Here is a 24850-nt window from a genome sequence, read left to right as displayed (position 1 = left end):
CCGTTCATGAGCACCATCGAACAGTTCGGCTACCGGCAGGAGCTCCAGCGCTCCCTCGGGTTCGCCGACCTGATGATCTACGGTCTGATCTTCATGGTGCCGATTGCGCCGTTCGGCATCTTCGGCACCGTCTTCGCCTCGTCCGGCGGCATGGTCGCGCTCGCCTACATCATCGGCCTGGTTGCGATGGCGTTCACCGCGCTGTCCTACGCCCAGATGGCCAAGGCGTTCCCGATGGCCGGCTCGGTCTACACCTACGCGGGCCGCGGCATCGCCGCCCCCGTCGGGTTCATGGCCGGCTGGGTGATCCTGCTGGACTACCTGCTCGTGCCGACCCTGCTCTACATGGTCGCCGGCGCCGCGATGCACTCCTTCGTGCCCGCCGTGCCGGTGTGGGCCTGGCTGATCGTCTTCATCGTGCTCAACACCGTGATCAACCGGCTCGGCATCCAGATGACCGCCCGGATCACCCGCATCATGCTGGCCGCCGAGCTCGTCGTCCTGGCGATCTTCCTGGTGATCGGCGGCATCGCGCTGGCGCAGGGCAAGGGCACGGCCGGGGCGCTCACGCCGGTCTTCGACTCCTCGGCGTTCTCCTGGACGCTGGTCTTCGGCGCCGCCTCGGTCGCCGTGCTGTCGTTCCTCGGCTTCGACGGCATCTCCACGCTCGCCGAGGAGAACCGCGAGGACGCCCGGCGCCTGGGCCGCTCCATGGTCGCCGCGCTGGCGCTGGCGGCCGTGCTGTTCGTGGTGCAGACCTGGGTGGCGGCCCTGCTCGTGCCCGACCGCGCCGCCCTCGTGCCCGGCGCCAACGTCGACAACGCCTTCTACGACACCGCCACGTACGCCGGCGGCGCCTGGCTCGGCGTGCTGTGCGCGGTGGCCACCGCGATCGCGTGGGGCTTCGCCAACTCACTCGTCGCCCAGGCGGCCACCTCGCGGCTGCTGTTCGCGATGGCCCGCGACCGGCAGCTCCCCTCGTTCCTGGCCCGCGTCGACCCCAAGCACAAGGTGCCCGTCAACGCCACCTTCTCCGTCGCGCTGATCACGCTGGTGCTGGGCGTCGGGCTGAGCTTCTACGCCGACGCGATCTCGCTGCTCAGCTCGCTCATCAACTTCGGCGCCATGACGGCGTTCCTGCTTCTGCACGTCGCGGTCGTGGTGCACTATGTCGTGCGGCAGCGCAGCCGCAACTGGGCCGCGCACCTGCTGGTCCCCGTGATCGGGTTCGCCGTGCTGGTGCTGGTCGTCATCAACGCCTCGGTGGCCGCCCAGGTGCTCGGGTTCGTCTGGCTCGGGATCGGGCTGATCGTGGCGCTGGTTCTCTACTCGACGGGCCGCCGTCCCGTCCTGCCCTCGGAGGTCTCTTGAACGTCATCTCTTACCGCCCCTCCCCCGAGGAGTACAGCTACACCTTCGGCGGCCGGGCCCCCGTCGGGAAGGTGCGGCCCGGCACGATCCTGGAGCTGTTCACCGAGGACTGCTTCGCCGGCCGCGTCCGGTCGGTGGACGACCTGCCGTCACAGGTGTGCGAGTTCCCCTATCTCAACCCGGTCACCGGCCCCTTCCACGTCGAGGGGGCCGAGCCCGGCGACACGCTGGCGCTGCACTTCGTGTCCATCACCCCGGCCAGGGACTGGGCCGTTTCGAGCACGTTCCCGCACTTCGGCGCGCTGACCGGCACCCACACCACGGCCATGCTCCAGCCTCCGCTGGAGGAGCGGGTCTGGTGGTACGACCTGGACGTGGCCAAGGGCGTGGCCGTCTACCAGGCTCGTAACAGCGACTTCCGGGTGGAGCTGCCGCTCGACCCGATGCACGGCACGGTGGGCGTGGCGCCCGGCGCGAACGAGTCCCGCATGACGATCGTCCCCGACGCGCACGGCGGCAACATGGACACGCCGGAGCTGCGCGCGGGCGTCACCGTCTACCTGGGCGTCAACGTGGAGGGCGGGCTGTTCTCCATCGGTGACGGCCACGGGCTCCAGGGGCACGGCGAGGTGTGCGGCACCGCCGTCGAGGCGGCCATGAACACCGTGGTCGCGGTCGAGCTGATCAAGGGCGTGGCGACGCCGTGGCCGAGGCTGGAGGACGACCTGCACCTGATGACGACCGGTTCGGCCCGGCCGCTGGAGGACGCCTACCGCATCAGCCAGCACGACCTGGTCACCTGGACGTCGTCGCTGACCGGGCTCGACGAGCTGGACGCCTACCAGCTCGTCAGCCAGGCCGGGCAGGCGCCGGTCGGCAACGTGTGCGACGCCAACTACACGATGGTCGCCAAACTGCCCAAGGCCTACCTCGGCACCCCTTCGGTGTACGAGTCGGCGCACGCCAGGCTGCGTGCGCTGGGCGCCCAGTACATGGCTTAGTAAACCTTGATGTCGCAGGTCAGCGGGCTGATCGTTTGCTGCTAGAAGTAGGTGGGTGCTCAGGTTGGTGCTTACTCTGGCCCTGCTCGACCCCACCGTCGCCGCTGACGTCTCCCAGCGCAGCATCCCGGTGCGCAAGGTGCTCACCCCGGGGGGTGACCGTCTCGGCTTCGCCCCCGTGCCGCGCCCGTACACCGGAGCGCGGCGGCTGACGGGGGTGCTGGTGGGGCGGGATCCCGTCACGGGCACCCACCTGATGTGCGGCGGATCGGTGATCGGCAGCCGGAGCCGGAGCCTGGTGCTGACGGCGGCGCACTGCCTGTACAACCAGGGCAGGCCGCTCAAGCAGCTCGCGTTCCTGCCGGGCTACGACCGGGGCAGCCCGCCGTTGGGCGTGTGGCCGGCGGTGCGCACCTGGGTGCCGGCCCGCTACCGGGACCGGCCCTACTCCGCCAAGCTGCTCCCGTACGACGTGGGGATCGTCGGGGTGGCGACGGTGGAGCAGCAGGCGCTGGAGGAGGTCACCGGGCCGGGCCTGCGCCCGTTGCCGACCAGCAGGGGCAGCTCGCTGCGGGGGCTGGAGCTGCTCGGCTATCCGGCGGGCAAGCGGTATCCGGGGACCCGGATGTACCACTGCCTGGGCGACGCGGTGGAGGGCACGTCCGAGGGTCCGGCTCGGGGGCCGGGCGTGCTCGTGACGCGCAACTGCCACGCGGCGGCGGGCGGCAGCGGCGGCCCGGCGCTGCACGGCGGCGCGATCGCGGGCGTGGTGTCGTCCTCCAGCCCGCTGCGCGACCGCAAGGGGTTCACCGTGCTCACCCGGCTCGGCGACAGGTCGTTCACCCGGATGCTGGCCGAGGCCGACGAGGCGATGCTGCTCAGGAAGCGGTGACGATCTCCTCGCACAGGGCGTGGGTGACGAGCGCGTCGTCGGCGGAGAGGACGCGGCCGTCGCGGACGGCAGCCAGGAACTCCAGCGTGACCTGCTCGATGCCGCGCTGCCGGGCGACCGGCACCCAGTCGGGTCGCCGGGTGCGGATCTCGCCGCCGGCGTAGTCGGTCACGTCGCCGAGGTTGTCCACCCGGCGCTTGACGCCCGCCCCCATGACCTCGCAGCTCTCCTCGCCGGCGCCGCTCACCCGGTTCATCACGCCGATGGCGGTGAAGCCGTCGCCGGTGAGCTCCAGCACGACGTGCTCCAGCAGGCCGTCGCGCACGCGGGTGCGGGCGGTGGTGCCGGTGACCGGGCCGGGGGCCAGGAACCTGAGCGTGTCGACGACGTGGATGAAGTCGTCGAAGATCGCCCGCCGGACGACGTCGGGGTGGTTCTCCCGGTTCTTCTGCATCAGCACCAGGTGCCGGGGCAGCTCGGCCAGCCCCGTGTAGCCGGGGGCGTGACGCCGGTTGAAGCCGGTCATCAGCGACCGCCCCTCGGCTCGCGCCAGCGCGGCCAGCCGCTCGCAGTCGGCCAGGTTGTCGGCGATCGGCTTGTCCACGTAGACGTGCACCCCAGCGGTGAGCAGCGGCTCGACCAGCTCCGGGTGGGCGGCGGTGGCGGCGTGCACGAACGCCGCGTCGACCCCCGCCTTGATCACCTCGTCGACGGAGGTGGACCGGTCGGCGATCCGGTAGGCGTCGCCGAGCCGGTCCAGCTTCGCGCTGTCGCGGGTGCACAGGCGGAGGTCGAGGCCGGGCTGCGCGGCCAGCACCGGGAGGTAGGCCTTCGCCGCGATGTCGCCCAGGCCGATCATGGCAATCTTCACGCCTCGAGCGTAGCCTTCAGCGCCTCGTCCAGGGGCGTGGGCGCGACGCCGAACGTCCGCTGGAAGGCCGAGGAGTCGAGCTCGTACGGGGCGGTGAACTGGTAGCGGGTGTGCCGGAGCTCGCCGATCATGGGCGAGAACAGCCCGGTCAGGCGCACCAGCGGCCACGGCAGCGTGGTCATCCTGGGCTCGGGCAGGCCGAGCAGCGCGGCCATGCGCCGGCCGATCTGGCGGAAGCTCTGCGGCTCGGCGGTCGGCACGTGCCACGGCCGGCCCCAGGCGCGCTCGTCGCCGCCCGCGACGATCAGCGCGTCGGCCACGTCGGGCAGGTACGTCCAGCTGTGCGGGATGTCGGCCGGGAAGACCAGCTGGACGGTCCTGCCCGCCCGCAGCGCAGGCAGGAAGCGCTCGCCCAGGTAGGACTGGTCGGTCGCGCCGGGGCCGAAGTAGTCGGAGGCGCGCACCTCGGTCGCCCGGATCCGGCCCGCCCGGTGCGCGGCCAGCGCGTCGGCCCACATCGTGGCCCGCACCCGCGCCTTGGGGCTGGTGGAGGCGAGCGGCAGGTCCTCGGTCATCGGGCCGGTGACGGGACCGTACGGGTAGAGGTTGCCCAGCATGACGTACGCGGCGCCGGTCGCCTCGGCGGCGGCCAGGAACGAGGCGGCCATCGGCGGCCAGTCGGTGAGCCAGCGGTGATACTGCGGGTTCACGCAGTTGTAGAGGACGTCCGCGCCCCGGGTGGCCTCGATGAGGCGGGCGCTGTCGGCGACGTCGGCCGCGACCTTGACGGCTCCGGCCGGGCCGCGGCCCGAGCGGGTCACCACGGTGACCTCGTGTCCCTGGGCGAGGAGCTTGCCGGCCAGGTGCGTGCCGACCTGGCCGGAGCCCACCACGACGTGCTTTCCCATGATCAGACCTGCTTCCAGACGATGCGGAGAACCGCGTTGACGACGAAGAGGGCGGCGAAGACGGCGGCCGCGCGGGCCTGGCCCGCCGCGTACAGGGCCAGGGCGCCGCCGCCGAACCAGAGGATCTCCAGGACGACCCGGCCGGCGCCGGTGAGCGGGAAGGTGGCGTTGGCGCCGCCCCCCGCGCCGAACAGCGCCCAGGCGGTGATGAACAGCGCCGGCGCGCCGAGCCCGGCGACCACCTTGACGACCCAGTGCGCGTGGAGCGTGAAGCCCCAGTAGCCGGCGGAGGCGATCACGCCGAGCTCCAGCAGGAACATCAGGACCATGTTGGCGCCCTTGGCGATCATCATTACCTCCGGTGACTGGCGTTCGCTTACGAGAGCAATGCTCTCTCAAGAGAGCGACAGTCGTCAAGAGCAGTGCTCTCGTTTTTTCTCGGTGCTCTGCTAACGTGGCGGACATGACAGCGAGCCGTACTGCCAGAGAACGTGTCAGAGCCGAGCTCACCAGGGAGATCGCCGACATCGCCCGCCGACAGCTCGCCACCGAGGGCGCGGGCGGGTTGTCGCTGCGCGCGGTGGCGCGCGAGATGGGCATGGTGTCGTCGGCCGTCTACCGCTACTTCCCCAGCCGCGACGACCTGCTGACCACCTTGATCATCGACGGCTACAACGCCCTCGGCGAGGCGGTCGAGCAGGCCGACGCCGCCTGCCCGGACGACGACTACGCGGGCCGCTGGCTGGCCGCCTGCCACGCGGTGCGCACCTGGGCGCTGGCGCACCCCCACGAGTACGCGCTGCTCTACGGCTCGCCGGTGCCCGGCTACCAGGCTCCGCAGGACACGGTCGCCGCCCGCGTGCGCGACGTGGCGGTGCTCGGCCGGATCGTCTCGCAGGCCCAGGCGGCTGGCGCCGTCGATCCGCCCGCCCTGGCGCCCGCTCCCCCGGCGCCGCTGCGCGAGGACGCCGAACGGGTGCGCGAGCTCATGCCGGGCGTGCCCGACGACGTGGTGTTCCGCTGCCTGGCGGCGTGGACGGGCCTCTACGGATGGGTCAGCTTCGAGCTGTTCGGCCAGTTCACGAACACGATCGAGGACCGGCACACGGCCTTCGACCACGCGATGCGGGTCATGGGCGGGGCGATCGGCCTGCGGTGAGCAGCGGGACGACGACCTCGTCCACGATGTCGATCAGGAGCTGGTCGGGGATGGGCGGCCCCTGGAAGAGGAAGTGGTGCCGCAGCAGGGCCTGACCGGCGTCCAGGCGGCGCGGCGTGACGTCGGCCGGATCGACCTCGCCGCGCTCGGCCGCCCGCCGGACGATCTCGGCGAGGATCTTGCGGCCGGTGCCCTGCGAGGCCGCCCGGAACGCCGCGGCGCTCGACTCGTCGCGCAGCGCCTCGCTCAGCAGCCCGCGCATGGCCTCACCGGCCGGCCCCGACAGCGCCGCCGCCATCCGGCGCAGCGTCGCCAGCAGGTCCTCGCGCAGGCTGCCGGTGTCGGGCACGTCGGCCGCGTCGGGCAGCGAGTGGTAGACGGCCTCCATGACCAGGGCGACCCTGGTCGGCCAGCGGCGGTAGAGCGACGCCTTGCTGGCCCTGGCCCGCTCGGCGACCCGTTCCATGGTCAGCCGGGCGTAGCCGGACTCGGCGAGCTCGTCGAGCGTCGCCCGGTAGATGGCGGCGCTCAGCTCCTCGCCGCGGCGCCGGGGCAGCTTGCGGTGGTCGGTGACCATGTGAGCCATCCTGTCAGGCGTCCTGGGGGGCTGCCGCCGTGACGAGCCCGGCGTCGCCGTCGACCGTCACCAGACGGCCGTCGGCCAGGACCGTGGTGCCGTCGCCGGTGCCCATGACCGCGGGGATGCCGTACTCCCTGGCCACGATCGCGGCGTGCGAGGCGCTGCCGCCCGCGTCGACCACGACGGCGGCGGCCCGCTGGAACAGCGGCGTCCACGACGGGTTCGTGTAGGGGCAGACCAGCACGTCGCCGCCGTCGAGCTTGCCGAACTCCGACGGGTCGCGGATGACCTTGACCGGGCCGGTGGCGACGCCCGCGCCGGCGGGCGCGCCGACGGCCAGCGCGTCGCCGGTCGCGCGCACCGGGTAGATCGCCCTGGGGTCGATGAGCCGCACCCCGGCCAGCTCCTCCCGCCTGGCGGCGCGGGCGGTCACCGCCGACCGCAGCGCCCGCAGGTCCGCCGTGGCCGGGTCGCCGATCGCCTCCAGCTCCTCCAGCCGCAGGTGGAAGACGTCCTGCGGGTCTTCGAACAGCCTGCGGCCCAGCTCCAGCAGCGACCTGCGCAGGACCGGCAGCGGCATCGTGAAGTAGAAGTGACTGTCCTCACGGAAGGCGACCCCCGCGCGGGCGTCGCGCACCAGCCGGGCCAGCTTCGCCTTCGCTCGCGGCGACCGCAGCGAGGCCAGCAGCCGCCCGAGCGCGTCGCCGCCGGGCGGCTGCGGCGCGGGCGGCCCGGCGGCCAGCACCTTGACCAGGTCCAGCACGGTCTGCGGGGCGTCGGCCCAGGTCGGCGGCGTGACGAGGAGCGGGGTCGCGGTCTCGCGGTGGCCGTACTCGGCGAGGAACGCCCGGAACATCTCCTCGAACCGCGGCCCGTCCGGCCCCTCCGCCGCCAGCGCGGCCAGCGCGTCGTTGGCGTCGGAGGTGCGGGTGCGCGCCCCGGTGATCAGGTCGCCGAACAGCCTGCCCCTGCGGCGCAGCTTGAGCGCCAGCAGCAGCCGCACCAGCGCCCGGCCGGCCCCCGGCAGGTAGTCGATGCGCACGCCGGCGATGGGCTGGACGGCGTCGAGCGCCCGGCGCGGCACCCGGACGAGCTCGGACCAGGGCAGCGCGGCCAGGTCGAGCTCGTTCAGCTCCCGGGTCGCGCGCAGGAACGCGGGCAGGCGCGGGTCCTCGGTCCAGCGCGCGGGATCGTACCGCCTGGCCTTGGCCAGGAACCGGAACGGGGTGCCGAGCAGGCGCGCGGTGGGACGCGGCCGGGGCGGCCTGAGCCGGTAGACGACGCCGTCGCGCTCCTCCAGGAACCCCTCGAAGGCGCCGCGCAGCCCGAAGTACGCGGTCACCCGCGCCATCAGCCCGGCCGGGCCGTACGGGGCCCAGGTCGTCATGTCGATCGGGTAGGGGCGCACGGGCACGTACTCCAGCAGGACCGTCAGGAGCTTGCGCTGCAGCGGATTGAGCCGGCCCACGGGCGGCGGCGGCAGCGCGGTCATCGGGCGGGCCTGGACCAGGCTGATCCGGCCGCCCGCGTAGGTCCACTCCATGTCCTGCGGGCGGCCGAAGTGGGCGGCGACCCGGGTGCCGAGCGCGGCCAGCTCGCGCAGGGCGGCGTCGGGCAGCCGCTCACCGGGCGTGCCGTCGCCGCGCTCGTGGACGACGCCGCCGCCCGCCGTGCCCCGGACGACCACCTCGCGGCGGCCCGGCCGGAAGTCCACCACCCGGCCGTCCGGGGTGAGCACGTAGTGGTCGGGGGTGACGAGCCCGGACACGACGGCCTCGCCCAGCCCGGCGCTCGCGTCGACCACGAGGTGGCCGCGCTCGCCGGTGACCGGGTCGGCGGAGAACATCACGCCCGCGGCCTCCGCCTCGACCATCCGCTGCACGACGACCGCGATGCGCACCTCGCCGTGGTCGATGCCGAGCCTGTCGCGGTAGGCGAGCGCCCGGTCCGTCCACAGCGAGCCCCAGCAGCGGCGTACGGCGTCGAGGAGCGCCTGCTCGCCGACCACGTTGAGGTAGGTGTCCTGCTGGCCGGCGAACGCGGCGCCCGGCAGGTCCTCGGCGGTGGCGCTGGACCGCACGGCCACCGGCCCGCCGCCCAGTTCCTCGTACGCCGCCGCGATCTCCCGGCGCAGCTCGGCCGGGACCTCGGCCCGCTCGACGTCGTCCCGGGCGGTCAGGCCCGAGGCGACCAGCGCGTAGGCGTCGGTGGTGACGACGAAGCCGTCGGGGACGGGGAACCCGCCCGCCGTCAGCTCGCCCAGGTTGGCCCCCTTGCCGCCTGCCGACGCCAGGTCGGCGCGGCCGAAGGACCGCAGGGGTGCGACGAGTCTCATGATCTCTCCTCGGCGTGCGCGGTGGTGCGTAGGGGTCGCGCGGGCAGCGCCAGCGCGAGCAGGAAGGCCAGCCCGAGCAGCGGCGCCATGGCGGCGAACACGGGCGGGACGGCGTCGGCGAAGGCCGCCCTGGCCGCGGCGGGCAGGTGCGACGGGTCGGACGCCCCGGGCACCTGGGCGGTGATCAGCGCGCCGACGAGCGCGACCCCGGCCGACGCGCCGATCTGGCGCAGGAACGTCACCGCCGACGTGGCCGTCCCGAGGTCGGCGTAGTCCACGGAGTTCTGCGCGGCCAGGACCATGACCTGCATGACCAGGCCGACGCCGAGCCCGATGACGAGCATCACGCCCGCCAGCGCCGCGGCCCGGTGGCCGGTGAGCGGCAGCGCGGCCAGCCCGGCTGCGGCCACCGCCGTCCCGGCGACGGGGTAGCCCTTGTAGCGGCCGGTCCTGGTGATCAGCCGGCCGGACCCGACGGTGGTGACCAGCACGCCGCCCATCAGCGCCGTCACCAGCAGCCCCGCCTGCGTCGCGCTGGTGCCCAGCGCGATCTGCAGGTAGGCGGGCAGGTACGTGAGCGTGCCGAACAGGGCGAAGCCGACGAGCAGGCTGATCGCGACCGGCACGGCGAACGCCCGGTCCCGGAACAGCCGCAGCGGCAGGATCGGATCGGCGGCCCGGCGCGCACTCACCAGCCAGGCCGCCGCCCCGGCCGCCGACACGGCCAGGAACCACGGGTTGCCGCTCTGCCCCAGCAGCACGACCCCGACGACGGCCACGGCCAGCGTGAGGGCCCCGGCGTAGTCGATGGGCGCGCGGGAGACCGGCCTGGGCAGCCGCAGCGCGGCCGTCAGCAGGGCGAAGGCCAGCACGCCCAGCGGCGGGTGGAGCGCGAAGATCCACCGCCAGCCGACCGTGTCGATGAAGAGCCCGCCGACCAGCGGCCCGCCGACCGCGGCCACGACGTACATGGCGCCGATCAGGCCCAGGTAGCGGCCTCGTTCGCGGGGGCTGACGATCTCGCCGATGATCGCCTGGGCGCCGATCATCAGCCCGCCGCCCCCGGCGCCCTGGATCGCCCGGAAGACGATGAACTGCGGCATCGTCGCGGCCAGCGAGCACAGCACCGCCCCGGTCACGAACACCACGATCGCCACCTGCATCGCCGGTTTGCGTCCGAACCGGTCACCCAGCTTGCCGTATACGGGCATGACGACGGTGGCGGCGGCCAGGTAGGCGGTCACGACGGCGGGCATCTCGTCCAGCCCGCCGAGGCTCCCGGCGACGGCGGGCAGGGCGGGGGCCATGATCGTCTGGTCGAGCGCGCCGAGCAGCATCGCGAGCATCAGGCCCGCCAGCACGAGTGCCACACCGATCCCCCTTAGAGAACGAACCGTTCTCTATTGAGCATAGGCGTCACTCATAAGAAACGCAACGTTCACTAACGTGCCGTGCTACAGCCCCGCTACAGCGGCGCTACCGGCCGCGCGCACCTTGGTGGCGTGGCTTACGCACTCCTGTCCTGCCAGGTGCTGATCGGCGCCGTGTTCGCCGTGGCGGCCCTGACGAAGCTGCGCGATCCGGCGGCCTTCGCCGCGTCCGTGGCGGCGCTCCGGCTGGTGCCGAGAGGCGTCGCGTCCCTGGCGGCGGGGGCGGTGGCCGTGGCCGAGGCGTCGGTGGCCGCGCTGATGTTCCTGCCGCGCGCCGGGTTCGCCCTGGCCGCGGCCCTGCTGCTCGGGTTCTGCGCGGTGATCGTCAAGAGCCGCCGCTCGCGCGTGGAGTGCCGCTGCTTCGGCGCCGCCTCCGGGCCGCTGGGCCCCGCGCACCTGGTGCGCAACGGCCTGCTGCTCGCCGTCGCCGCGCTCGGCTGGGCCGCCGTATCCGCCGTATCCGCCGTATCCGCCGTGCCCGCCGTGCATCCGGACGCGACGGCCGGCGGGCTCGCCGTGGCCGCCTTCGCCGGCGTGGCGGGCGCCGCGTTGCTGATCGTCCTTCCCGGAAACGTGAGGAGCGTCTGATGCAGTACCTGGTCGCCGCCGTCGTCCTGCTGGGCGTGCTGTCACTGCTCAACCTGGCGCTGACCGCCGGGCTCATCCGCCGCCTGCGCCAGTTCGACGCCCCCGCCCGCGGCGTCCCCGTCGGGCACCCCGTCGGCGGCTTCACCGCCCAGGACACCGAGGGCCGGCCCGTCGCCCGCGAGCTGCTGACCGGGCCGACGCTCGTCGGCTTCTTCACCCCCGGCTGCGAACCGTGCGAGGACCTGCTGCCCCGGTTCGTGGCGCGGGCGGGCGCGCTGCCCCACGACTGCCTCGCCGTCGTCCACGCGGTACGCGCCGAGGACGCGGAAGGCTACGCCGCCCGGCTCGCCGGCGCCGCCCGCGTCGTCGTCGAAGGCCCCGGCGGCCCCGTCCAGCGCGCCTTCCAGGTCGCCGCGTTCCCCGCGGTCTTCCTCGTCGGCGGCGACGGCACCGTGCTCGCCGGCGACCTCGACGCCATCCCGGTCGCATGACGGGCGACGAGATCCGGCTGACCGCGTCGGCGCGCGAGGCGGCCCGCATCGCCTGGAGCCGCGCCCGCCGCCCGGCCGCCGCGTACGTCCTGGTCATGCTCGCCGAGGCCGCGACGCCGGTCGCCGTGGCCTGGCTCACCAAGCTGGTGATCGACATCCTCACCGGGGCCTCCGGCCCGCTGACGGCCGCCCTCGCCGGCCTGGCCGCCGCCGGGACCGCCCTCGCCGTGCTGCCCCACCTGTCCCGCTACCTGGGCAACCAGATCGGCCGCGAGGTGGCGGCCGGCACGACCGAGCGCCTGTTCACCGCGACGGCGGGCTTCGCCGGACTGCGCCGCTTCGAGGACCCGCGCGTCCTCGACGGGCTCCGCCTGGCCCAGGACGGCGCCTCCCAGGCCGGCGGCCTCGTCACCGGGGCGTTCGGCCTGGTCCGCTCCGCGCTCGTGCTGGCCGGGTTCGTCGGCTCGCTGCTCGTCATCAGCCCCGCCATGACCGCGATCGTGACCGCCGTCGCCGTCCCCGCCCTCGTCGCCCAGCTCCGCCTGTCGCGGCGGCGCGCGGCCATGCTGTGGGAGATCGGCCCCGCCGAACGGCGGCAGTTCTTCTACGGCAGCCTGCTCAGCACGATCGAGGCAGCCAAGGAGATCCGGCTGTTCGGCAGCGGGCCGCTCCTGCGCGACCGGATGATGGCCGAGCTGCGCGCCTCCGACACGGCCAAGCGGCGGATGGACCGGCGCGAGCTCTCGGCCGAGGGCGCGCTCGCCCTGCTGTCGGCGCTGGCGGCGGGCGGCGGCCTGCTCTGGGCCGGGCACGCCGCGCTCGCCGGCCGGCTCAGCGCGGGCGACGTGACCATGTTCGTCGCCGCCGTCGCCGGCGTCCAGAACGCGCTCGGCACGCTCGTGTCCGGCATCGCCGGCACCCACCACGGCCTGCGCCTGCTCGGCCACTACGTGAGCGTGGTCCACGCCGGCCCCGACCTCGCCGTTCCGGCCGCGCCGCTCCCCCTGCCGCCCCTGCGGCGCGGCATCGAGCTGCGCGACGTGTGGTTCCGCTACAGCGACGAGCACCCGTGGATCCTGCGCGGCGTCTCCCTGTTCATCCCGTACGGCGCGTCCGTGGCACTCGTGGGCCGCAACGGCGCCGGCAAGAGCACGCTGGTCAAGCTGCTGTGCCGGTTCTACGACCCGAGCCGGGGCGCGATCCTCTGGGACGGCGCCGACCTGCGCGACGTACGGCCGGAGGAGCTGCGGCAACGCATCAGCGGCGTCTTCCAGGACCACATGGCCTACGACTTCTCCGCCCGCGACAACATCGGCATCGGCGACCCCGCCGCCCTCGGCGACCTGGACCGCGTCCGCGCCGCCGCCCGCCGGGCCGGGGTGGACGAGCTGCTGTCCGGCCTGCCGCGCGGCTACGACACGCTGCTGACCCGGATGTTCCTCAGCGAGGAGGACCGGGAGGACTCCGCGACCGGCGTCGTCCTGTCCGGCGGCCAGTGGCAGCGGACCGCACTGGCCAGGGCCTTCTTCCGCGACGGACGGGACCTGATGATCCTCGACGAGCCGAGCTCCGGCCTCGACCCGGAGGCCGAGGCCGACGTGCACGCCCGCATGCGCCTGCACCGCGAGGGCCGCACCAGCCTGCTCATCTCCCACCGGCTCAACACGGTCCGCGACGCCGACCTGATCGTCGTCCTGGAGGACGGCGTGGTCACCGAGCGGGGCGGCCACGACGCGCTCATGGCCGCCGACGGCGCCTACGCCTGCCTGTTCCGCCTCCAGGCCGAGGGCTACCAGGCGGTGCCGCGATGATCATCGTGCTCGTGGCCGCCGCCGTCGCCCTCGCCTGGGTACGGCACGCGTACCGGATCGTGGTCGTCGACGGAATCAGCATGGCGCCCGCGCTGCTGCCGGGCGACCGCCTGCTCCTGCGCCGGACCCGCCTGACCCGCCTGCGCCGCGGCCAGATCGCCGTCCTGCGCCACCCCGCCGAACCCGGCCACCTCGTCAAGCGCGTCGCCGCCCTGCCCGGAGACCCGGCCCCGCCGGGAGTGCCGTGCGGCGGGGCGGTGCCCGCGGGACACGTGGTGGTGCTGGGCGACAACTCCGAGGTCAGCCTCGACTCCCGGGACCTGGGACCGCTCCCGGGATCGAGCCTCCTCGGCGTCATGATCCGCCCGCTCCGGCCGGAGAGGAGGTCACTCCCGCAAGGCCCCCGAACCTGATCGAAAAGAAGGAAGAGAAATGAAGCTCATCGACCGCCTCATCCCCACCCTCAAGGCACGCGCCGCGGCCGACTGCGTCCTGATCTCCAAGAACTGCTACCCCGACGGCATGTGCTGCTACGTCTACAGGTGCGGCACCCGCTACGAGAAGGTCTGCGGCTAGCCCCGGCCGCGTTCGAAAGACTGAGGAGAACCCGATCATGAAGCTCATCAGCGCCGTCGCCGGCCTGCTCGTCCCGACCATCTCGGCGAAGGCCGCCGACACCTGCAAGCTCGTCAGCTCCTACTGCCGTGACGGCATGTGCTGCTACGTCTACCAGTGCCGCCGCTCCGACGGCAGCATCTACCACCGCAAGACCTGCATCCCGCAGTAGCGGCCTCAGGCCGGCGCCCCGGGGCCCGCGCGGCTCCGGGGCCGCCGCCGCTAGGGCTCGCGCCCGCTGAGGATGTCCTGGTGGAGCCGTTCCAGCTCGCCCGACGGATCGACGCCCAGCTCCTCCGCCAGCAGCGCGCGCACCCTCCGGTACGCGGCCAGCGCGTCGGCCCGGCGGCCGGACATCCACAGGGCCCGGACCAGCATCGCCCACACGTTCTCCCGGAACGGATGAGCCGCCACGAACCTCTCCAGCGCCGGCACGGCCTGCCGGTGCCTGCCGCAGCCGAGCTCGGCCTCCAGCCACAGCTCGCGGGCGTACCCGCGAGCCTCCTCCAGCCGGTGCCGCTCCTGCCGGACGAGCTCCAGGTCCAGCTCCGGCAGCACCGGCCCGCGCCACATCTCCAGCGCCGAACGCAGCGTCCCGGCCGCGCCGGGAGCGTCCCCGCGTTCCATCGCCGCCCCGGCCGCCGCCACCGACCGCTGGAACACGCTCACGTCGAGCGCGTCCTCCGGCAGGCTCAGCACATAGCTCCGGCCCCGGGTGGCCAGCCGCAGCCCCGGCCCCGACAGCGGCGCCAGCGTCCGCCGCAGCCGGTAGACGTACGTGCGCAGACTCGTGCGCGCGGTGGGCGGCGGCGCGTCACCCCACACCTCCGCGATCAGCCGGTCCGCGCCGACCGGGCGCCCCGCCCGCAACAGCAGCACGGCCAGGACGGCCCGCTGCTTCGCCGCGCCGATCTCGACGCTCTCCCCAGGAAAGTCCAGCTCCAACGTACCGAGCACCTTGAACATGCCTGCCCTCCGCTCCCCGTGGGCCGCAGCGTACGGACGGGCGCTTTGCATCCTCTGTGATTCCGCTATGGACCTCCGCCGTCCCGGCTTGCGCGGGGCTGCACGGGCTTGCGCGGGCCACACCGGCTTGCGCGGGGCTACAGGCGGCGGATCAGGTCGGCCAGGGCGGTGGCCGGGTGGCCGGTCAGCAGGGCGACGTCGCCGCTGACCCGGTCGAGCTCGCCGCGCGCGATCGCCGTGTACGTGGACACCCAGGCGTCCACCTGCCACGGCGGCGCCCCGTACGAGGCCCGCGAGCGGTAGGCCTCCTCGACCGTCTCGGCGTGGTAGGTGATCTCGCGGTCGCCCGCCTCTGTCAGCACGGCCGCGACCTCGGCCAGGGTCAGCGCCTGCGGCCCCGTCAGGTCGTACGTCGCCCCCTCGTGCCGCCCCGGCCCGCACAGCACCGCCGCCGCGGCGTCGGCCACGTCGTCACGCGCCACCGCCGCCACCCGCCCGTCGCCCGCAGGTCCCCGGATCACCCCGTCGTCACCGGCCATCGCGGGCAGGAAGTCCGCGTACAGGTTGTCCCGCAGGAACGTGAACGCCATCCCGGACGCCCGGATGTGCTCCTCCGTCGCCCAGTGGTCGCGCGCCAGCGTGAACGCCGCCTCCGGCGCGGCCCCGCAGAAGGACGTGTAGACCAGATGCCGCACCCCCGCCTCCGCCGCCGCGTCCACGAACGCCCGGTGCTCGGCCAGCCGGTCGGCCGACTCCGTCGCCGACACCATCAGCACCACCTCGGCCCCGGCCACCGCGTGGTGCACGGCCTCCGCGTCGCCGTAGGACGCCTGCTCCACCACCGCTCCCGGCAGCCTCGGCACCCGGGCCGGGTCGCGCGCCACCAGCCGGAGCGCCACCCCCTCCTCGGCCAGCCTGCGCGCCACCCTGCCGCCCACATAACCGGTCACCCCGGTGACCGCGATCCTCGCGTCATGTCCCATGCGGTCAAGCGTGGCACACGAGATCACGGCGGCCGGATTTCCCCCGCCCGAATTTCGTACCGCAAATCCACGCAATTCCTGGCGAATATCGAACGCATTCATACTTTCGCTGACGTTCAACTTGTCTTGTCGTCGTGATCGTGATTACCGTCGGGGTGACGTGGAGGAACGCCGCCTCCTGATCTGGTTCTGTGCACGAGCCATACGAGGGGATCATCGTGGCTGACCTCGACCGCGAGGCGATGCGCGCGACGGCGGAGCGGATCCAGCGGCTGTCGGACGAACACTGGTGGGCGCTCGCCCCCGCCTGCCGCCTGATGGCCGACGACGCCTGGGTGGGCCCCACCGGCGACCTGTTCGGCGCCCAGCTCCACGCCGACCAGCGCGAGCTGTGGGCCATGCTCACCGAGGCCGTCCACAGCGCCGACCGCAAGCTCGCCGCGCTGCGGGACACCCCATGAGCGGCTTCACCGGGGTCAAACCGGCCCAGTTCGACGCCATGACCAGCGCCCACACCCAGGCCGCCCGCCGGCTGGAACAGCTCGCCCAGGCCCTCCACCGCGAGCTGCACGCCGCCGGCCTCGACACCACCCCCGCCACCCGCCTGCGCGACCTCGCCACCCGTGTCGCCACCCAGGCCGGCGACCTGCGCCGACGGCAGCGCCTCGTCCACGAACTCCAACGCCAGAAGGTCACCTTCGGCACCAGCACCCCCGCCGGCAGCTTCGTCGAGCTCCCCGACACCCTCGACGCCGCCCAGGCCCTGCTCGACGGCACCCTCGCCGCCCGCGCCGCCCGGCGTGCCGCCGACGGCGACACCCGCGCCCTCGCCGAACTGCGCGCGTACGCCTCCCGCACCGCCGACGCCGCGTTCGTCAAGACCTTCCTCGGCGTCCTGGGCGCCGAAGGCGTCACCCGCCTCCCCGGCTCCCTCGCCGCCCAGCTCCGCGACGCCCGCGACCGCCAGGCCACCACCCCCCTCACCACCACCGCCCCCCACGTCCTCAGCCTGCTCGCCACCGCCCTGGCCAAGGCCACCGACCCGCGCGACCCCGCGTACCTGGGCTCCACCTTCCTCAAGGACCTCACCCAGCAGGGCCGCGCCACCCACCGGACCGGCGACACCACCTACACCGGCTACCAGGCCCAGGCCCTCATCTGGCGAGCCCACGACGGCCGGACCCCGTTCTCCCGGGAGTTCATGACCGTCGTCGGCCGCGACGCCATCGCCTACGAACACGACCAGCGCAAAGCCCAATGGGCAGCCACCGGCGACGCGCTCGGCCGCCTCTTCGGCAGCACCCAGGTCCCCGTCCCCGACCTCGCCGGCGCCCTCGGCCTCGGCACCCTCCTCCGCCCCGGCACCCACGCCGGCGTCCCCGGCGCCAGAGGATCCTCCGCGGTCGTGGACGACCTCTTCCACGCCGCCAAGTCCAGCCGCGAAGCCGCCCACGCCCTCCTGGCCCACACCCCGCCCGGCTGGAAGGAGTCCACGCTGGACTACCTGCTGACGACGCGCTGGCGCGCCTCCCTCTACCTGAAGGACCACGCACCCTTCAACGACCTGCTGATCACCGCCACCACCGGCCAGGACCCCACCTCACGACACCTGGCCGCCGAACTGACCAAGATCCTGTCCGACGAGGTGCGGAGCGCCTTCGGCAAAGCGGACGACGGCAACCTCAAACTCGTCAACAGAGAACTGTTCGACCGCTACACGCCCCTGTCGTACCCCTTGGCCCGGGCCATCGCCGCGAACGTGGACGAACTGTCTCAGCTGTACCTGAACCAGGCCTCATTCGAGAAGGTCGCTCCCGCGGACATGTCCTACGCGCTGCTGCTGGCCACCTCCAACGACGCCGGGTTCGCGGCGCTGGTGGGGGCGCAGGTGGAGCACATGCGGGCAGCGTTGGACAGCGTGCCTCCGGTCGGCCTCGACGCCTCCAACGCCGAACGACTCGGCTTTACGCAAGCCGATGTCAAACACTTCGACTTCGACGAGGACGGGCGAGTCGACAAGGCCGACATCATGCAGTTCCTGACAGACCGCACAGTCGAGGAAGCATCTCCCTTCAACCAGATAGTGGAGACACGACGCCAGATACTGATCGCCCAGGGGTTGGATGACAAGAAGGCAGACGAAGCGCTGAAGACCATGGTCGGCAACGCGATCGGGCTCCTGCCGGTCCCAGGAGCACGCCGTGTGAGCGAACTGGCTATTGGAGCGTTTGGGGACATGCTCAGCAATGGGTACAACGAGCTCGCTGGAGCAGGTTACGACCAAATCGCCAGGCAGGTCGCGCAACGCATGTCGGAACATAGAAGCGGCTTGGACGAGACCTATCGCACGCTAACGGATGATCGACGGGCCGTGGAGAGACTGACGGATCAGATGCTGGCCACGGCATTGCTAAACAAGGGCATTCTCGATGCATTGGAAACAAGCAATCAGTCATTCAGGACCGAAAACTTCCAAACCATAAAGCCGTTCAATGAAATGACACCAAGAGAATATAGCGAATTTCTCGAATGGACTCGAGAAACGGGCGGCAGCAGCGATCTTCTCAACAGCTTTAGGACCGCCTTCCGTCGCACTAGCGAGGTCGACGATTATCTTGGCCTGGAGACTCCATCCACCGGGGACGGCAAATGAAATGCTTCCGACTCTCCGTTGCACCATTTGCGCTTATGCTCTGCATCACAGCGTGCACCTCGGCGAAGGAGCCCACCTCTCGGCAGGAGCCAGCACTGCCGCCGGTCTTGAACTCCGCGCCCTACATATGCAGCTACATCCCTGAGCAAGGATTTCACATCGTTACCGGCACGCTTAAATTCTCCGCCGGGAAAACCAAAGGCACCGAGGAGAACGGCGACTGCCGGATCCCAGGAGATCCCACACCTCCACTGGAGGTGTGGTGGAGGCAGGAAGGGCCTGAGATGCCGTTGCAGCATCTCGATTTTCTACTAAGTGGCAGGCGCAGCGTTTATATGCAGCATGGAGGTATCCCACTCCCCCCCGACCTTGGCGATGGCGTCGCCGCCTACCTGCCGGATGGCCTGCTGGAGGAGCAGCCCTACCGGGTAAGTGCGAAGTTTCGCTGTGGGGGCAAAGATCGCATGCTTGACATCTACCTGGCCAAAGTGGCCAAGGGCAGGGATGCGATCCAGGATCTTATCGCCCTCATGCGCATAGCCCAGTCCCGCTACGGCGAGCTGTACGACTGCACCCCCCAAGGAACCCAAGGAACCCAAGGAACCCAAGGAACCCAAGGGACCCAAGGGACCCAGTGAGCGCAGTCGCACAGCCCTCAAGCCACGGCCACCGCTACTCAGCAGCTCACCGGTAAGCCCGGTTGACGGCTGAGATGATGGCCTTCAGGGAGGCGGTGGTGGTGTTGGCGTCGATGCCGACGCCCCACAGCACCTGGCCGTTGACCTCGCACTCCAGGTAGGAGGCGGCCTTGGCGTCGGTGCCGGCGCTCATGGCGTGTTCGACGTAGTCGAGGACGCGGGCCTGGATGCCGACCTTGGCGATGGCGTCGATGAACGCGGAGATGGGCCCGTTGCCGGTGCCGGCGACCTCGCGGATCTCGCCGTCGATGCGGACGTCGGCGCTGATGCGGTCCTGGTCGTCGACGGTGGATTCGTGGCGGTGGGCCATGAGGCCGAGGCGGCCCCAGCGGTTGTGCGGCGTGGGCAGGTATTCGTCCTGGAAGATGCCGTACATGGCGGCGGGGCTGATTTCGCCGCCTTCGGCGTCGGTGCGGGACTGGACGACCTTGGAGAACTCGATCTGCAGCCGGCGCGGCAGGTCGAGCTGGTGGTCGGCCTTCATGATGTAGGCGACGCCGCCCTTGCCGGACTGGCTGTTGACCCGGATGACGGCTTCGTAGGTGCGGCCGATGTCCTTGGGGTCGATCGGCAGGTACGGGACGGCCCAGGTGTAGGAGTCGACCGGGATGCCGGCCGCGGCGGCGTCGGCTTCGAGGTGTTCGAAGCCCTTCTTGATGGCGTCCTGGTGGGAGCCGGAGAAGGCGGTGTAGACGAGCTCGCCGCCCCACGGGTGGCGCGGGTGGACGGGGAGCTGGTTGCAGTATTCGGTGACGCGGCGGATCTCGTCGATGTCACTGAAGTCGATCTCGGGGTCGATGCCCTGGGAGAACAGGTTCATGCCGAGGGTGACCAGGCAGACGTTGCCGGTGCGCTCGCCGTTGCCGAACAGGCAGCCTTCGATGCGGTCGGCGCCGGCCATGTAGCCGAGCTCGGCGGCGGCCACGGCGCTGCCTCGATCGTTGTGCGGATGCAGCGACAGGATGATGGAGTCGCGGTGCTTGAGGTGGCGGTGCATCCACTCGATCTGGTCGGCGTAGACGTTGGGGGTGGCCATCTCGACGGTGGCGGGCAGGTTGACGATGACCTTGCGGTCGGGGGTGGGCTGCCACACCTCGTTGACGGCGTCGCACACCTCGACGGCGTATTCGAGCTCGGTGCCGGTGAACGACTCGGGCGAGTACTGGAAGTAGACGTCGACGTCGGTGGCGTCGGCCAGCTTCTTGACCAGTTTGGCGCCTTCGACCGCGATGGCGGTGATGCCGTCCTTGTCCTGGCCGAACACGACGCGGCGCTGCAGCGTCGAGGTGGAGTTGTACAGGTGGACGATGGCCTGCCGGGCGCCCTGGATGGCCTCGAAGGTGCGCTCGATGAGCTCGGGCCTGGCCTGCGTCAGCACCTGGATGACGACGTCGTCCGGGATGCGGTCCTCGTCGATGATCTGGCGGACGAAGTCGTAGTCGGTCTGGGAGGCGGCCGGGAAGCCCACCTCGATCTCCTTGTAGCCCATCTTCACCAGCAGCTCGAACATCTGGAGCTTGCGGTGGGAGTCCATCGGGTCGATCAGCGCCTGGTTGCCGTCACGCAGGTCGACCGCGCACCAGCGCGGGGCCTTGGTGATGACCTGGTCGGGCCAGGTGCGGTCGGTCAGCCGGACAGGCTCGAAGGGTTGGTAGCGCTGGAACGGCATCGGGCTGGGTCGCTGGGCGGTCATGTCGGGTGCTCCTGTCGGTCGGGTCGAAGCGGCCGACGCGCATGACTGGCTCCGCGGCGAGGGAGCCGGCCTCAGTGGCCCCCGCCGCGGCAGCTAAGAAGGAGCCCGCGCAGCATGCCGTTCACGCTACCAGACGTCTCGCCGTGGACCGCCCCGGTTCTCACATGGTGAGAGCAGGCAGTTCAGCGCGGTGCCGGGATGAGGACGCTGAGGCAGGTGACGCAGCCTTCGAGCTTCTCGAACTCGGAGATGTCCACGGTCACCACGTCGCGCTCGGGCAGCAGCGCGCTGAGCTGGGCGATGCCCGCGTCGTTCGTCCGTCCGGAGCGGCCCGCGTACACGGTGGGCCCGGTCTGGAGCACGTCGCCGCCGTCGAGCGTGGCGGGCGGCGTGATCCTGACCGTGGTCAGGCCGAGGCCGCGTACGGCGCGTTCGACGGACTCGACCTCGGGCCGCCGTCCGGGCGCCTTTCTTACCAGCGCGATACCAGCCATAGGGCGTGTTCTATCACGCGATACGTAGGATCTTGAGCATGCGGGACAACGAGATTCTCAGCAGGATCAGCGAGCTGGTCGACGAGGAGCGCGGCCTGCGTGAGAGGCTGCGCGCGGGCGAGCTGCCCTCCGACGAGGAGAACGCCCGGGTCAGGGAGCTGGAGACGGCGCTCGACCAGTGCTGGGACCTGCTGCGCCAGCGCCGCGCCCGCCGCAGCGCGGGCGAGGACCCCGACGACGCCGCCGTGCGGCCGGCCGGCGAGGTGGAGAACTACCGCCAGTAGGAAAACCGGTCGCGTCACCGCCGCCGGTGCGTTTGGCTGGGACGCATGCAGATCCAGCGCATCGATCCCGAGCGGCCGGGCAGGCTGCTGCCCGCGCTCCATGACGCGTTCGTCGCCGCGTACGCCGGCCAGCCAGGGCCGCTGTGGTCCCGCAGGCGGTTCGAGGTGGACGTGACCAGGGGCTTTCCCGGGGCGGAGGTCGAGGCGCACGTCGCGGTCGACGGCGACGAGGTGATCGGCGGCACCATGCTGGCCTTCCCCGTGTACGAGAACCTCCACCTGGGCCGGCTGGCGGTGCTGGTGGTGCGGCCGGAGCGGCAGCGGGCCGGCGTCGGGTCCGCCCTGCTCGCGCACGCCGTGGAGCGGGTACGTGCTCGCGGCAGGCGTCTCGTGCTGAGCGAGACGCAGGCGGGGAGCGACGGGGCGCGGTTCGCCTCGGCGCGAGGGTTCACGCTCTCGCTGGGCGAGGCGCGCCGGGTGCTCGACCTGCGCGCGGCCGACTGGGACGGGCTGCGCCGCATGCTGCCGGAGCCCGCCGGTTACCGGGTGGAGCGCTGGCTCGGCCCGGCCGAGCCCGGCCTGCTGCCCGATCTCGCCACCCTGCTGGGCGGCATGAACGACGCTCCGCGCGGCGAGGGCGTCGAGGAGTCCCGCTTCCCGCTCGACAGCGTGCGCTTCGCCGAGGAGCGCATCGGGCTGGCGGGTGAGACCGTCTACTCCGTGCTGGCCCGGCGGATCTCCGACGGCGCCCCGGCGGGCTTCTCACGCATCTTCATCTCCCCCGACGTCCCCGGTGGCTGGGCCGCCCAGGCCGACACCGCCGTGCTGGCCGGGCACCGCGGCCACCGGCTGGGCCTGCTGATGAAGCTGACGAACCTGTTCTGGCTGCGCGAGAGCGAGCCTGGCGTGGAGCGCGTCATCACCTGGAACGCCCGGTCCAACACGCACATGCTGGCGATCAACGAGGCCATGGGGTTCGAGCTGCTGGACGAGTGGAACGACTGGCGGCTCGACGTCTAACCTGGCGATCATGAGCGTGGCTGCGCTGCGAGACGGGGATCCCCGGCACGTCGGCCCCTACACGCTGCTGGGCCGGCTCGGTGAGGGCGGCATGGGCGCCGTCTACCTGGGCGCGGACACCGCGGGCGGCCGGGTGGCGGTCAAGCTGATCCACCCCGGCCTGGACGCCGACCCGGGCTTCCGGCGGCGGTTCGCCCGGGAGGTGGCCGCCGCGCGCCGGGTCGCCCGCTTCTGCACGGCTCCCGTCCTCGACGCGGACGTCACCGGCGATCCCGCCTACATCGTGACGGAGTACGTGGAGGGCCCCAGCCTGGACGAGGCGGTGCGCCGCTCCGGGCCGCTGACGGGGTCGGCGCTCGACGGGCTGGCCGCCGCGACGGCGACCGCGCTGCGGGCGATCCACGGCGCGGGCGTCGTGCACCGCGACCTCAAGCCGTCGAACGTGCTGCTCTCGCAGGTGGGGCCCAAGGTCATCGACTTCGGCATCGCCCAGCTCGGCGGCGCCGACCTGAGCAGCGCCGTCGTGGGCACGCCCGCGTACATGTCGCCGGAGCAGGTGCGGGGCGGGCCCGTCGGGCCGGCGTCGGACGTGTTCGCCTGGGGCTGCGTGATGGCCTTCGCCGCCACGGGAGCCTCGCCGTTCGCGGGCGAGTCGGTCCCGGCGATCCTGTACCGGATCGTCCACGAACCTCCGGTCCTGCCGCCGCTGCCCGAGCCGCTGCGCGAGCTGGTGGCGGCGGCCCTGTCCCGGGATCCCGCCGACCGCCCCACGGCCCAGGCCCTCCTCGACCGCCTCTCCTCCGGCGCGTCCGGCGAAGACCCCCAGGAGCCGGTACGCGACGGCCCGGCGGCGGGCGGAGGGCGGACGGCGACGGGAAGACGGCTGACGATCGGGGTGGCGGCGCTGGCGGCGGCCGTCGCGGTCACCACGGCGGTGGTCGCCCTGCGGCCCGGCGACGAGGCCGCCCCGGTGGGCGTCAACCCGCTGCGGGCCGCCGAGGACGTGAGGCTGTTCGCCCCGCCGGAGCCGGACGCCGCACGCGAGGCGCTGTTCCTGGCCGCCGCGGACCGCCCGGAGGACGCCGCGCTGATGCGCGCCCTGGCCGCCGTCCCCCACGCGATCCGGCTGGCCGGCGACGACGCCGTGGCCACGGTGGCCACCGCCGTCGAGGAGGCGGAGCGGGCCGGCGGGGTGCCGGTGTTCGTGATCGACCACCTGCCGGGCGGCGACTGCGCCCCGGGCGGCGCCGAGAACATGGCCGCCTACCAGAGCTGGATCAAGGGGATCGCCGGTCAGCTCGGCAGCGCGGACGCGGTGGTGATCCTGGAGCCCGCGAGCCTGGTCAAGATCCCCGGCACGGCCGCCTGCGACCTGCCGGGCAGCCCGAGCCGGCGCTACCACGACCTGGCCACGGCGGTCCGCGAGCTCAAGCGCGGCGGCCGCACCGCCGTCTACCTGGACGGCGGCCACGACGGCTGGCCCGCCACGGCGGAGATCGCCCAGAGCCTGGTGGGCGCGGGCGTGACGGCCGCCGACGGCTTCTTCCTCAACGCGCAGGGCTACCAGCCGACGGCCGGCCTGGTCTCGTACGGCAGGAAGCTGTCCACGTGCGTCGCCGTCCTGGCGGCGACGGGCCGCACGGGCTGCCCGGCGGACGTCCCGGTGGACGCCGCCGACCTGCCGCACTTCGTCATCGACACCAGCCGCAACGGCCGCGGCCCGTGGGTGCCGGAGGGGAAGGCGGCCGAGCTGCCCGACCCGCAGCCCTGGTGCAACCCGCCGGGCCGGGGCGCGGGCGCACGCCCGACGACGCGGACGGGCGACGAGCTGGTGGACGCGTACCTGTGGATCAACCGGGCGGGCACCTCCAGCGGGCGCTGCCGTCGGGGCGCCGGCGGCGAGGAGGACCCGCTGCGCGGCGAGGAGAGCCCTGTCGGCGGGTCATGGTGGCCCGAGCTGGCCCTGGAACGCGCCGCGCTCGCCGTCCCGCCCCTGAGGTGACCGTA

26 protein-coding genes are annotated in these 24850 nt (G+C 72.6%); 16 read left to right on the top strand and 10 right to left on the bottom strand.

Annotated elements, in window-relative coordinates:
• Positions 1-6 precede the first annotated feature (6 nt).
• From ACBI99_RS26415 to ACBI99_RS26405, 3 genes are read left to right on the top strand one after another with little or no spacing between them, the layout of a single operon-like run.
• Positions 7-1371, top strand: coding sequence for an APC family permease (locus ACBI99_RS26415; RefSeq protein ID WP_219507556.1), 1365 nt, complete (start codon positions 7-9; stop codon positions 1369-1371).
• Positions 1368-2372 carry an acetamidase/formamidase family protein gene (locus tag ACBI99_RS26410; protein ID WP_219507554.1) on the top strand — a complete coding sequence of 335 codons (1005 nt, stop codon included), beginning with the start codon at positions 1368-1370 and terminating at the stop codon, positions 2370-2372. Before ACBI99_RS26415 ends, ACBI99_RS26410 begins: the two co-directional genes overlap by 4 nt.
• A gap of 55 nt (positions 2373-2427) precedes the next feature.
• A complete protein-coding gene (locus tag ACBI99_RS26405) occupies positions 2428-3264 on the top strand; it encodes a trypsin-like serine peptidase (RefSeq protein ID WP_375073740.1) in 837 nt (278 codons plus the stop codon).
• On the opposite strand, the gene ACBI99_RS26400 is transcribed toward ACBI99_RS26405, so the two are convergent.
• The 3 genes from ACBI99_RS26400 to ACBI99_RS26390 are packed head-to-tail and all read right to left on the bottom strand — an operon-like array spanning position 3251 to position 5396.
• Positions 3251-4135 (bottom strand): Gfo/Idh/MocA family protein, encoded by an 885-nt coding sequence (locus tag ACBI99_RS26400; protein ID WP_375073739.1) that lies wholly within the window; start codon positions 4133-4135, stop codon positions 3251-3253. The two genes, ACBI99_RS26405 and ACBI99_RS26400, sit on opposite strands and share 14 nt — an antisense overlap.
• Positions 4132-5043: an NAD-dependent epimerase/dehydratase family protein gene (locus tag ACBI99_RS26395; RefSeq protein WP_219507549.1), complete on the bottom strand. Its 912-nt coding sequence runs from the start codon at positions 5041-5043 to the stop codon at positions 4132-4134. Before ACBI99_RS26395 ends, ACBI99_RS26400 begins: the two co-directional genes overlap by 4 nt.
• Before the next feature lie 2 nt (positions 5044-5045).
• Positions 5046-5396, bottom strand: coding sequence for a YrdB family protein (locus tag ACBI99_RS26390; protein ID WP_219507548.1), 351 nt, complete (start codon positions 5394-5396; stop codon positions 5046-5048).
• A 110-nt stretch (positions 5397-5506) separates the two neighbouring features.
• Between ACBI99_RS26390 and ACBI99_RS26385 the strand changes: the two genes are divergently transcribed.
• Positions 5507-6202 carry a TetR/AcrR family transcriptional regulator gene (locus ACBI99_RS26385; RefSeq protein WP_219507547.1) on the top strand — a complete coding sequence of 232 codons (696 nt, stop codon included), beginning with the start codon at positions 5507-5509 and terminating at the stop codon, positions 6200-6202.
• Here the strand turns inward: ACBI99_RS26385 and ACBI99_RS26380 are convergent.
• From ACBI99_RS26380 to ACBI99_RS26370, 3 genes are read right to left on the bottom strand one after another with little or no spacing between them, the layout of a single operon-like run.
• Positions 6174-6779 (bottom strand): TetR/AcrR family transcriptional regulator, encoded by a 606-nt coding sequence (locus tag ACBI99_RS26380; protein WP_308125857.1) that lies wholly within the window; start codon positions 6777-6779, stop codon positions 6174-6176. The genes ACBI99_RS26385 and ACBI99_RS26380 overlap by 29 nt on opposite strands.
• Positions 6780-6792: 13 nt before the next feature.
• Complete coding sequence (locus ACBI99_RS26375) at positions 6793-9117, bottom strand: PEP/pyruvate-binding domain-containing protein (protein WP_375073738.1); 2325 nt, start codon at positions 9115-9117, stop codon at positions 6793-6795.
• Complete coding sequence (locus ACBI99_RS26370) at positions 9114-10487, bottom strand: MFS transporter (protein WP_375073737.1); 1374 nt, start codon at positions 10485-10487, stop codon at positions 9114-9116. Before ACBI99_RS26370 ends, ACBI99_RS26375 begins: the two co-directional genes overlap by 4 nt.
• Before the next feature lie 132 nt (positions 10488-10619).
• On the opposite strand from ACBI99_RS26370, the gene ACBI99_RS26365 reads away from it, so the two are divergent.
• The 6 genes from ACBI99_RS26365 to ACBI99_RS26340 are packed head-to-tail and all read left to right on the top strand — an operon-like array spanning position 10620 to position 14224.
• Positions 10620-11135 (top strand): MauE/DoxX family redox-associated membrane protein, encoded by a 516-nt coding sequence (locus ACBI99_RS26365; protein WP_375073736.1) that lies wholly within the window; start codon positions 10620-10622, stop codon positions 11133-11135.
• Positions 11135-11626, top strand: coding sequence for a TlpA disulfide reductase family protein (locus ACBI99_RS26360; protein ID WP_357585125.1), 492 nt, complete (start codon positions 11135-11137; stop codon positions 11624-11626). The genes ACBI99_RS26365 and ACBI99_RS26360 overlap by 1 nt, the downstream gene beginning before the upstream one ends.
• Positions 11623-13437: an ABC transporter ATP-binding protein gene (locus ACBI99_RS26355; protein ID WP_375073735.1), complete on the top strand. Its 1815-nt coding sequence runs from the start codon at positions 11623-11625 to the stop codon at positions 13435-13437. The genes ACBI99_RS26360 and ACBI99_RS26355 overlap by 4 nt, the downstream gene beginning before the upstream one ends.
• On the top strand, positions 13434-13850 hold the full coding sequence (gene lepB, locus ACBI99_RS26350; protein WP_375073734.1) for a signal peptidase I: 417 nt from the start codon (positions 13434-13436) through the stop codon (positions 13848-13850). The genes ACBI99_RS26355 and lepB overlap by 4 nt, the downstream gene beginning before the upstream one ends.
• A gap of 19 nt (positions 13851-13869) precedes the next feature.
• Positions 13870-14013, top strand: a complete 144-nt coding sequence (locus tag ACBI99_RS26345) for a hypothetical protein (protein WP_219507539.1) — start codon at positions 13870-13872, stop codon at positions 14011-14013.
• 37 nt (positions 14014-14050) lie between these two features.
• Positions 14051-14224: a hypothetical protein gene (locus ACBI99_RS26340; RefSeq protein WP_219507538.1), complete on the top strand. Its 174-nt coding sequence runs from the start codon at positions 14051-14053 to the stop codon at positions 14222-14224.
• A 50-nt stretch (positions 14225-14274) separates the two neighbouring features.
• Here ACBI99_RS26340 and ACBI99_RS26335 read toward each other — a convergent pair whose 3' ends face one another.
• Together ACBI99_RS26335 and ACBI99_RS26330 are read right to left on the bottom strand one after the other, a co-directional pair.
• Positions 14275-15018 (bottom strand): BTAD domain-containing putative transcriptional regulator, encoded by a 744-nt coding sequence (locus tag ACBI99_RS26335; RefSeq protein ID WP_375073733.1) that lies wholly within the window; start codon positions 15016-15018, stop codon positions 14275-14277.
• Between the two features lie 137 nt (positions 15019-15155).
• Positions 15156-16001 carry an SDR family oxidoreductase gene (locus ACBI99_RS26330; protein ID WP_375073732.1) on the bottom strand — a complete coding sequence of 282 codons (846 nt, stop codon included), beginning with the start codon at positions 15999-16001 and terminating at the stop codon, positions 15156-15158.
• 218 nt (positions 16002-16219) lie between these two features.
• Here ACBI99_RS26330 and ACBI99_RS26325 point away from each other — a divergent pair, with 218 nt between their 5' ends.
• Genes ACBI99_RS26325 through ACBI99_RS26315 form a run of 3 tightly spaced genes read left to right on the top strand, consistent with a single transcriptional unit; the run spans position 16220 to position 19292 of the window.
• Positions 16220-16462, top strand: coding sequence for a hypothetical protein (locus tag ACBI99_RS26325; RefSeq protein WP_375073731.1), 243 nt, complete (start codon positions 16220-16222; stop codon positions 16460-16462).
• The gene (locus ACBI99_RS26320; protein ID WP_375073730.1) at positions 16459-18654 is read left to right on the top strand and encodes a hypothetical protein; all 2196 of its coding nucleotides are present in this window, start codon (positions 16459-16461) and stop codon (positions 18652-18654) included. The genes ACBI99_RS26325 and ACBI99_RS26320 overlap by 4 nt, the downstream gene beginning before the upstream one ends.
• 35 nt (positions 18655-18689) lie before the next feature.
• On the top strand, positions 18690-19292 hold the full coding sequence (locus ACBI99_RS26315) for a hypothetical protein (RefSeq protein ID WP_375073729.1): 603 nt from the start codon (positions 18690-18692) through the stop codon (positions 19290-19292).
• A gap of 46 nt (positions 19293-19338) precedes the next feature.
• On the opposite strand, the gene leuA is transcribed toward ACBI99_RS26315, so the two are convergent.
• Together leuA and ACBI99_RS26305 are read right to left on the bottom strand one after the other, a co-directional pair.
• Positions 19339-21045, bottom strand: coding sequence for a 2-isopropylmalate synthase (leuA, locus tag ACBI99_RS26310; RefSeq protein ID WP_375073728.1), 1707 nt, complete (start codon positions 21043-21045; stop codon positions 19339-19341).
• Positions 21046-21227: 182 nt separating this feature from the next.
• Positions 21228-21539 carry a hypothetical protein gene (locus ACBI99_RS26305; protein WP_375073727.1) on the bottom strand — a complete coding sequence of 104 codons (312 nt, stop codon included), beginning with the start codon at positions 21537-21539 and terminating at the stop codon, positions 21228-21230.
• A gap of 38 nt (positions 21540-21577) precedes the next feature.
• On the opposite strand from ACBI99_RS26305, the gene ACBI99_RS26300 reads away from it, so the two are divergent.
• From ACBI99_RS26300 to ACBI99_RS26290, 3 genes are read left to right on the top strand one after another with little or no spacing between them, the layout of a single operon-like run.
• On the top strand, positions 21578-21823 hold the full coding sequence (locus tag ACBI99_RS26300) for a DUF2630 family protein (protein WP_375073726.1): 246 nt from the start codon (positions 21578-21580) through the stop codon (positions 21821-21823).
• A 45-nt stretch (positions 21824-21868) separates the two neighbouring features.
• Positions 21869-22843 (top strand): GNAT family N-acetyltransferase, encoded by a 975-nt coding sequence (locus tag ACBI99_RS26295; protein ID WP_357585138.1) that lies wholly within the window; start codon positions 21869-21871, stop codon positions 22841-22843.
• Between the two features lie 10 nt (positions 22844-22853).
• The gene (locus tag ACBI99_RS26290) at positions 22854-24845 is read left to right on the top strand and encodes a glycoside hydrolase family 6 protein (protein ID WP_375073725.1); all 1992 of its coding nucleotides are present in this window, start codon (positions 22854-22856) and stop codon (positions 24843-24845) included.
• Positions 24846-24850: the final 5 nt, after the last annotated feature.

Source organism: Nonomuraea sp. ATR24, assembly GCF_041950485.1.
Lineage (GTDB): Bacteria > Actinomycetota > Actinomycetes > Streptosporangiales > Streptosporangiaceae > Nonomuraea > Nonomuraea ceibae.
Note: the sequence above shows the minus strand (reverse complement) of the source record. Positions and strands in the feature narration are given on the sequence as shown.

What these genes read in the sequence shown, in the direction of transcription:
- ACBI99_RS26415 (WP_219507556.1), top strand. Translation starts at nt 7, where the DNA reads ATGAGCACCATCGAACAGTTCGGCTACCGGCAGGAGCTCCAGCGCTCC.
- ACBI99_RS26395 (WP_219507549.1), bottom strand. Translation starts at nt 5,043, where the DNA reads ATGGGAAAGCACGTCGTGGTGGGCTCCGGCCAGGTCGGCACGCACCTG.
- ACBI99_RS26390 (WP_219507548.1), bottom strand. Translation starts at nt 5,396, where the DNA reads ATGATGATCGCCAAGGGCGCCAACATGGTCCTGATGTTCCTGCTGGAG.
- ACBI99_RS26385 (WP_219507547.1), top strand. Translation starts at nt 5,507, where the DNA reads ATGACAGCGAGCCGTACTGCCAGAGAACGTGTCAGAGCCGAGCTCACC.
- ACBI99_RS26380 (WP_308125857.1), bottom strand. Translation starts at nt 6,779, where the DNA reads ATGGTCACCGACCACCGCAAGCTGCCCCGGCGCCGCGGCGAGGAGCTG.
- ACBI99_RS26375 (WP_375073738.1), bottom strand. Translation starts at nt 9,117, where the DNA reads ATGAGACTCGTCGCACCCCTGCGGTCCTTCGGCCGCGCCGACCTGGCG.
- ACBI99_RS26360 (WP_357585125.1), top strand. Translation starts at nt 11,135, where the DNA reads ATGCAGTACCTGGTCGCCGCCGTCGTCCTGCTGGGCGTGCTGTCACTG.
- ACBI99_RS26355 (WP_375073735.1), top strand. Translation starts at nt 11,623, where the DNA reads ATGACGGGCGACGAGATCCGGCTGACCGCGTCGGCGCGCGAGGCGGCC.
- lepB (WP_375073734.1), top strand. Translation starts at nt 13,434, where the DNA reads ATGATCATCGTGCTCGTGGCCGCCGCCGTCGCCCTCGCCTGGGTACGG.
- ACBI99_RS26345 (WP_219507539.1), top strand. Translation starts at nt 13,870, where the DNA reads ATGAAGCTCATCGACCGCCTCATCCCCACCCTCAAGGCACGCGCCGCG.
- ACBI99_RS26340 (WP_219507538.1), top strand. Translation starts at nt 14,051, where the DNA reads ATGAAGCTCATCAGCGCCGTCGCCGGCCTGCTCGTCCCGACCATCTCG.
- ACBI99_RS26335 (WP_375073733.1), bottom strand. Translation starts at nt 15,018, where the DNA reads ATGTTCAAGGTGCTCGGTACGTTGGAGCTGGACTTTCCTGGGGAGAGC.
- ACBI99_RS26330 (WP_375073732.1), bottom strand. Translation starts at nt 16,001, where the DNA reads ATGGGACATGACGCGAGGATCGCGGTCACCGGGGTGACCGGTTATGTG.
- ACBI99_RS26320 (WP_375073730.1), top strand. Translation starts at nt 16,459, where the DNA reads ATGAGCGGCTTCACCGGGGTCAAACCGGCCCAGTTCGACGCCATGACC.
- ACBI99_RS26315 (WP_375073729.1), top strand. Translation starts at nt 18,690, where the DNA reads ATGCTCTGCATCACAGCGTGCACCTCGGCGAAGGAGCCCACCTCTCGG.
- leuA (WP_375073728.1), bottom strand. Translation starts at nt 21,045, where the DNA reads ATGACCGCCCAGCGACCCAGCCCGATGCCGTTCCAGCGCTACCAACCC.
- ACBI99_RS26305 (WP_375073727.1), bottom strand. Translation starts at nt 21,539, where the DNA reads ATGGCTGGTATCGCGCTGGTAAGAAAGGCGCCCGGACGGCGGCCCGAG.
- ACBI99_RS26300 (WP_375073726.1), top strand. Translation starts at nt 21,578, where the DNA reads ATGCGGGACAACGAGATTCTCAGCAGGATCAGCGAGCTGGTCGACGAG.
- ACBI99_RS26295 (WP_357585138.1), top strand. Translation starts at nt 21,869, where the DNA reads ATGCAGATCCAGCGCATCGATCCCGAGCGGCCGGGCAGGCTGCTGCCC.
- ACBI99_RS26290 (WP_375073725.1), top strand. Translation starts at nt 22,854, where the DNA reads ATGAGCGTGGCTGCGCTGCGAGACGGGGATCCCCGGCACGTCGGCCCC.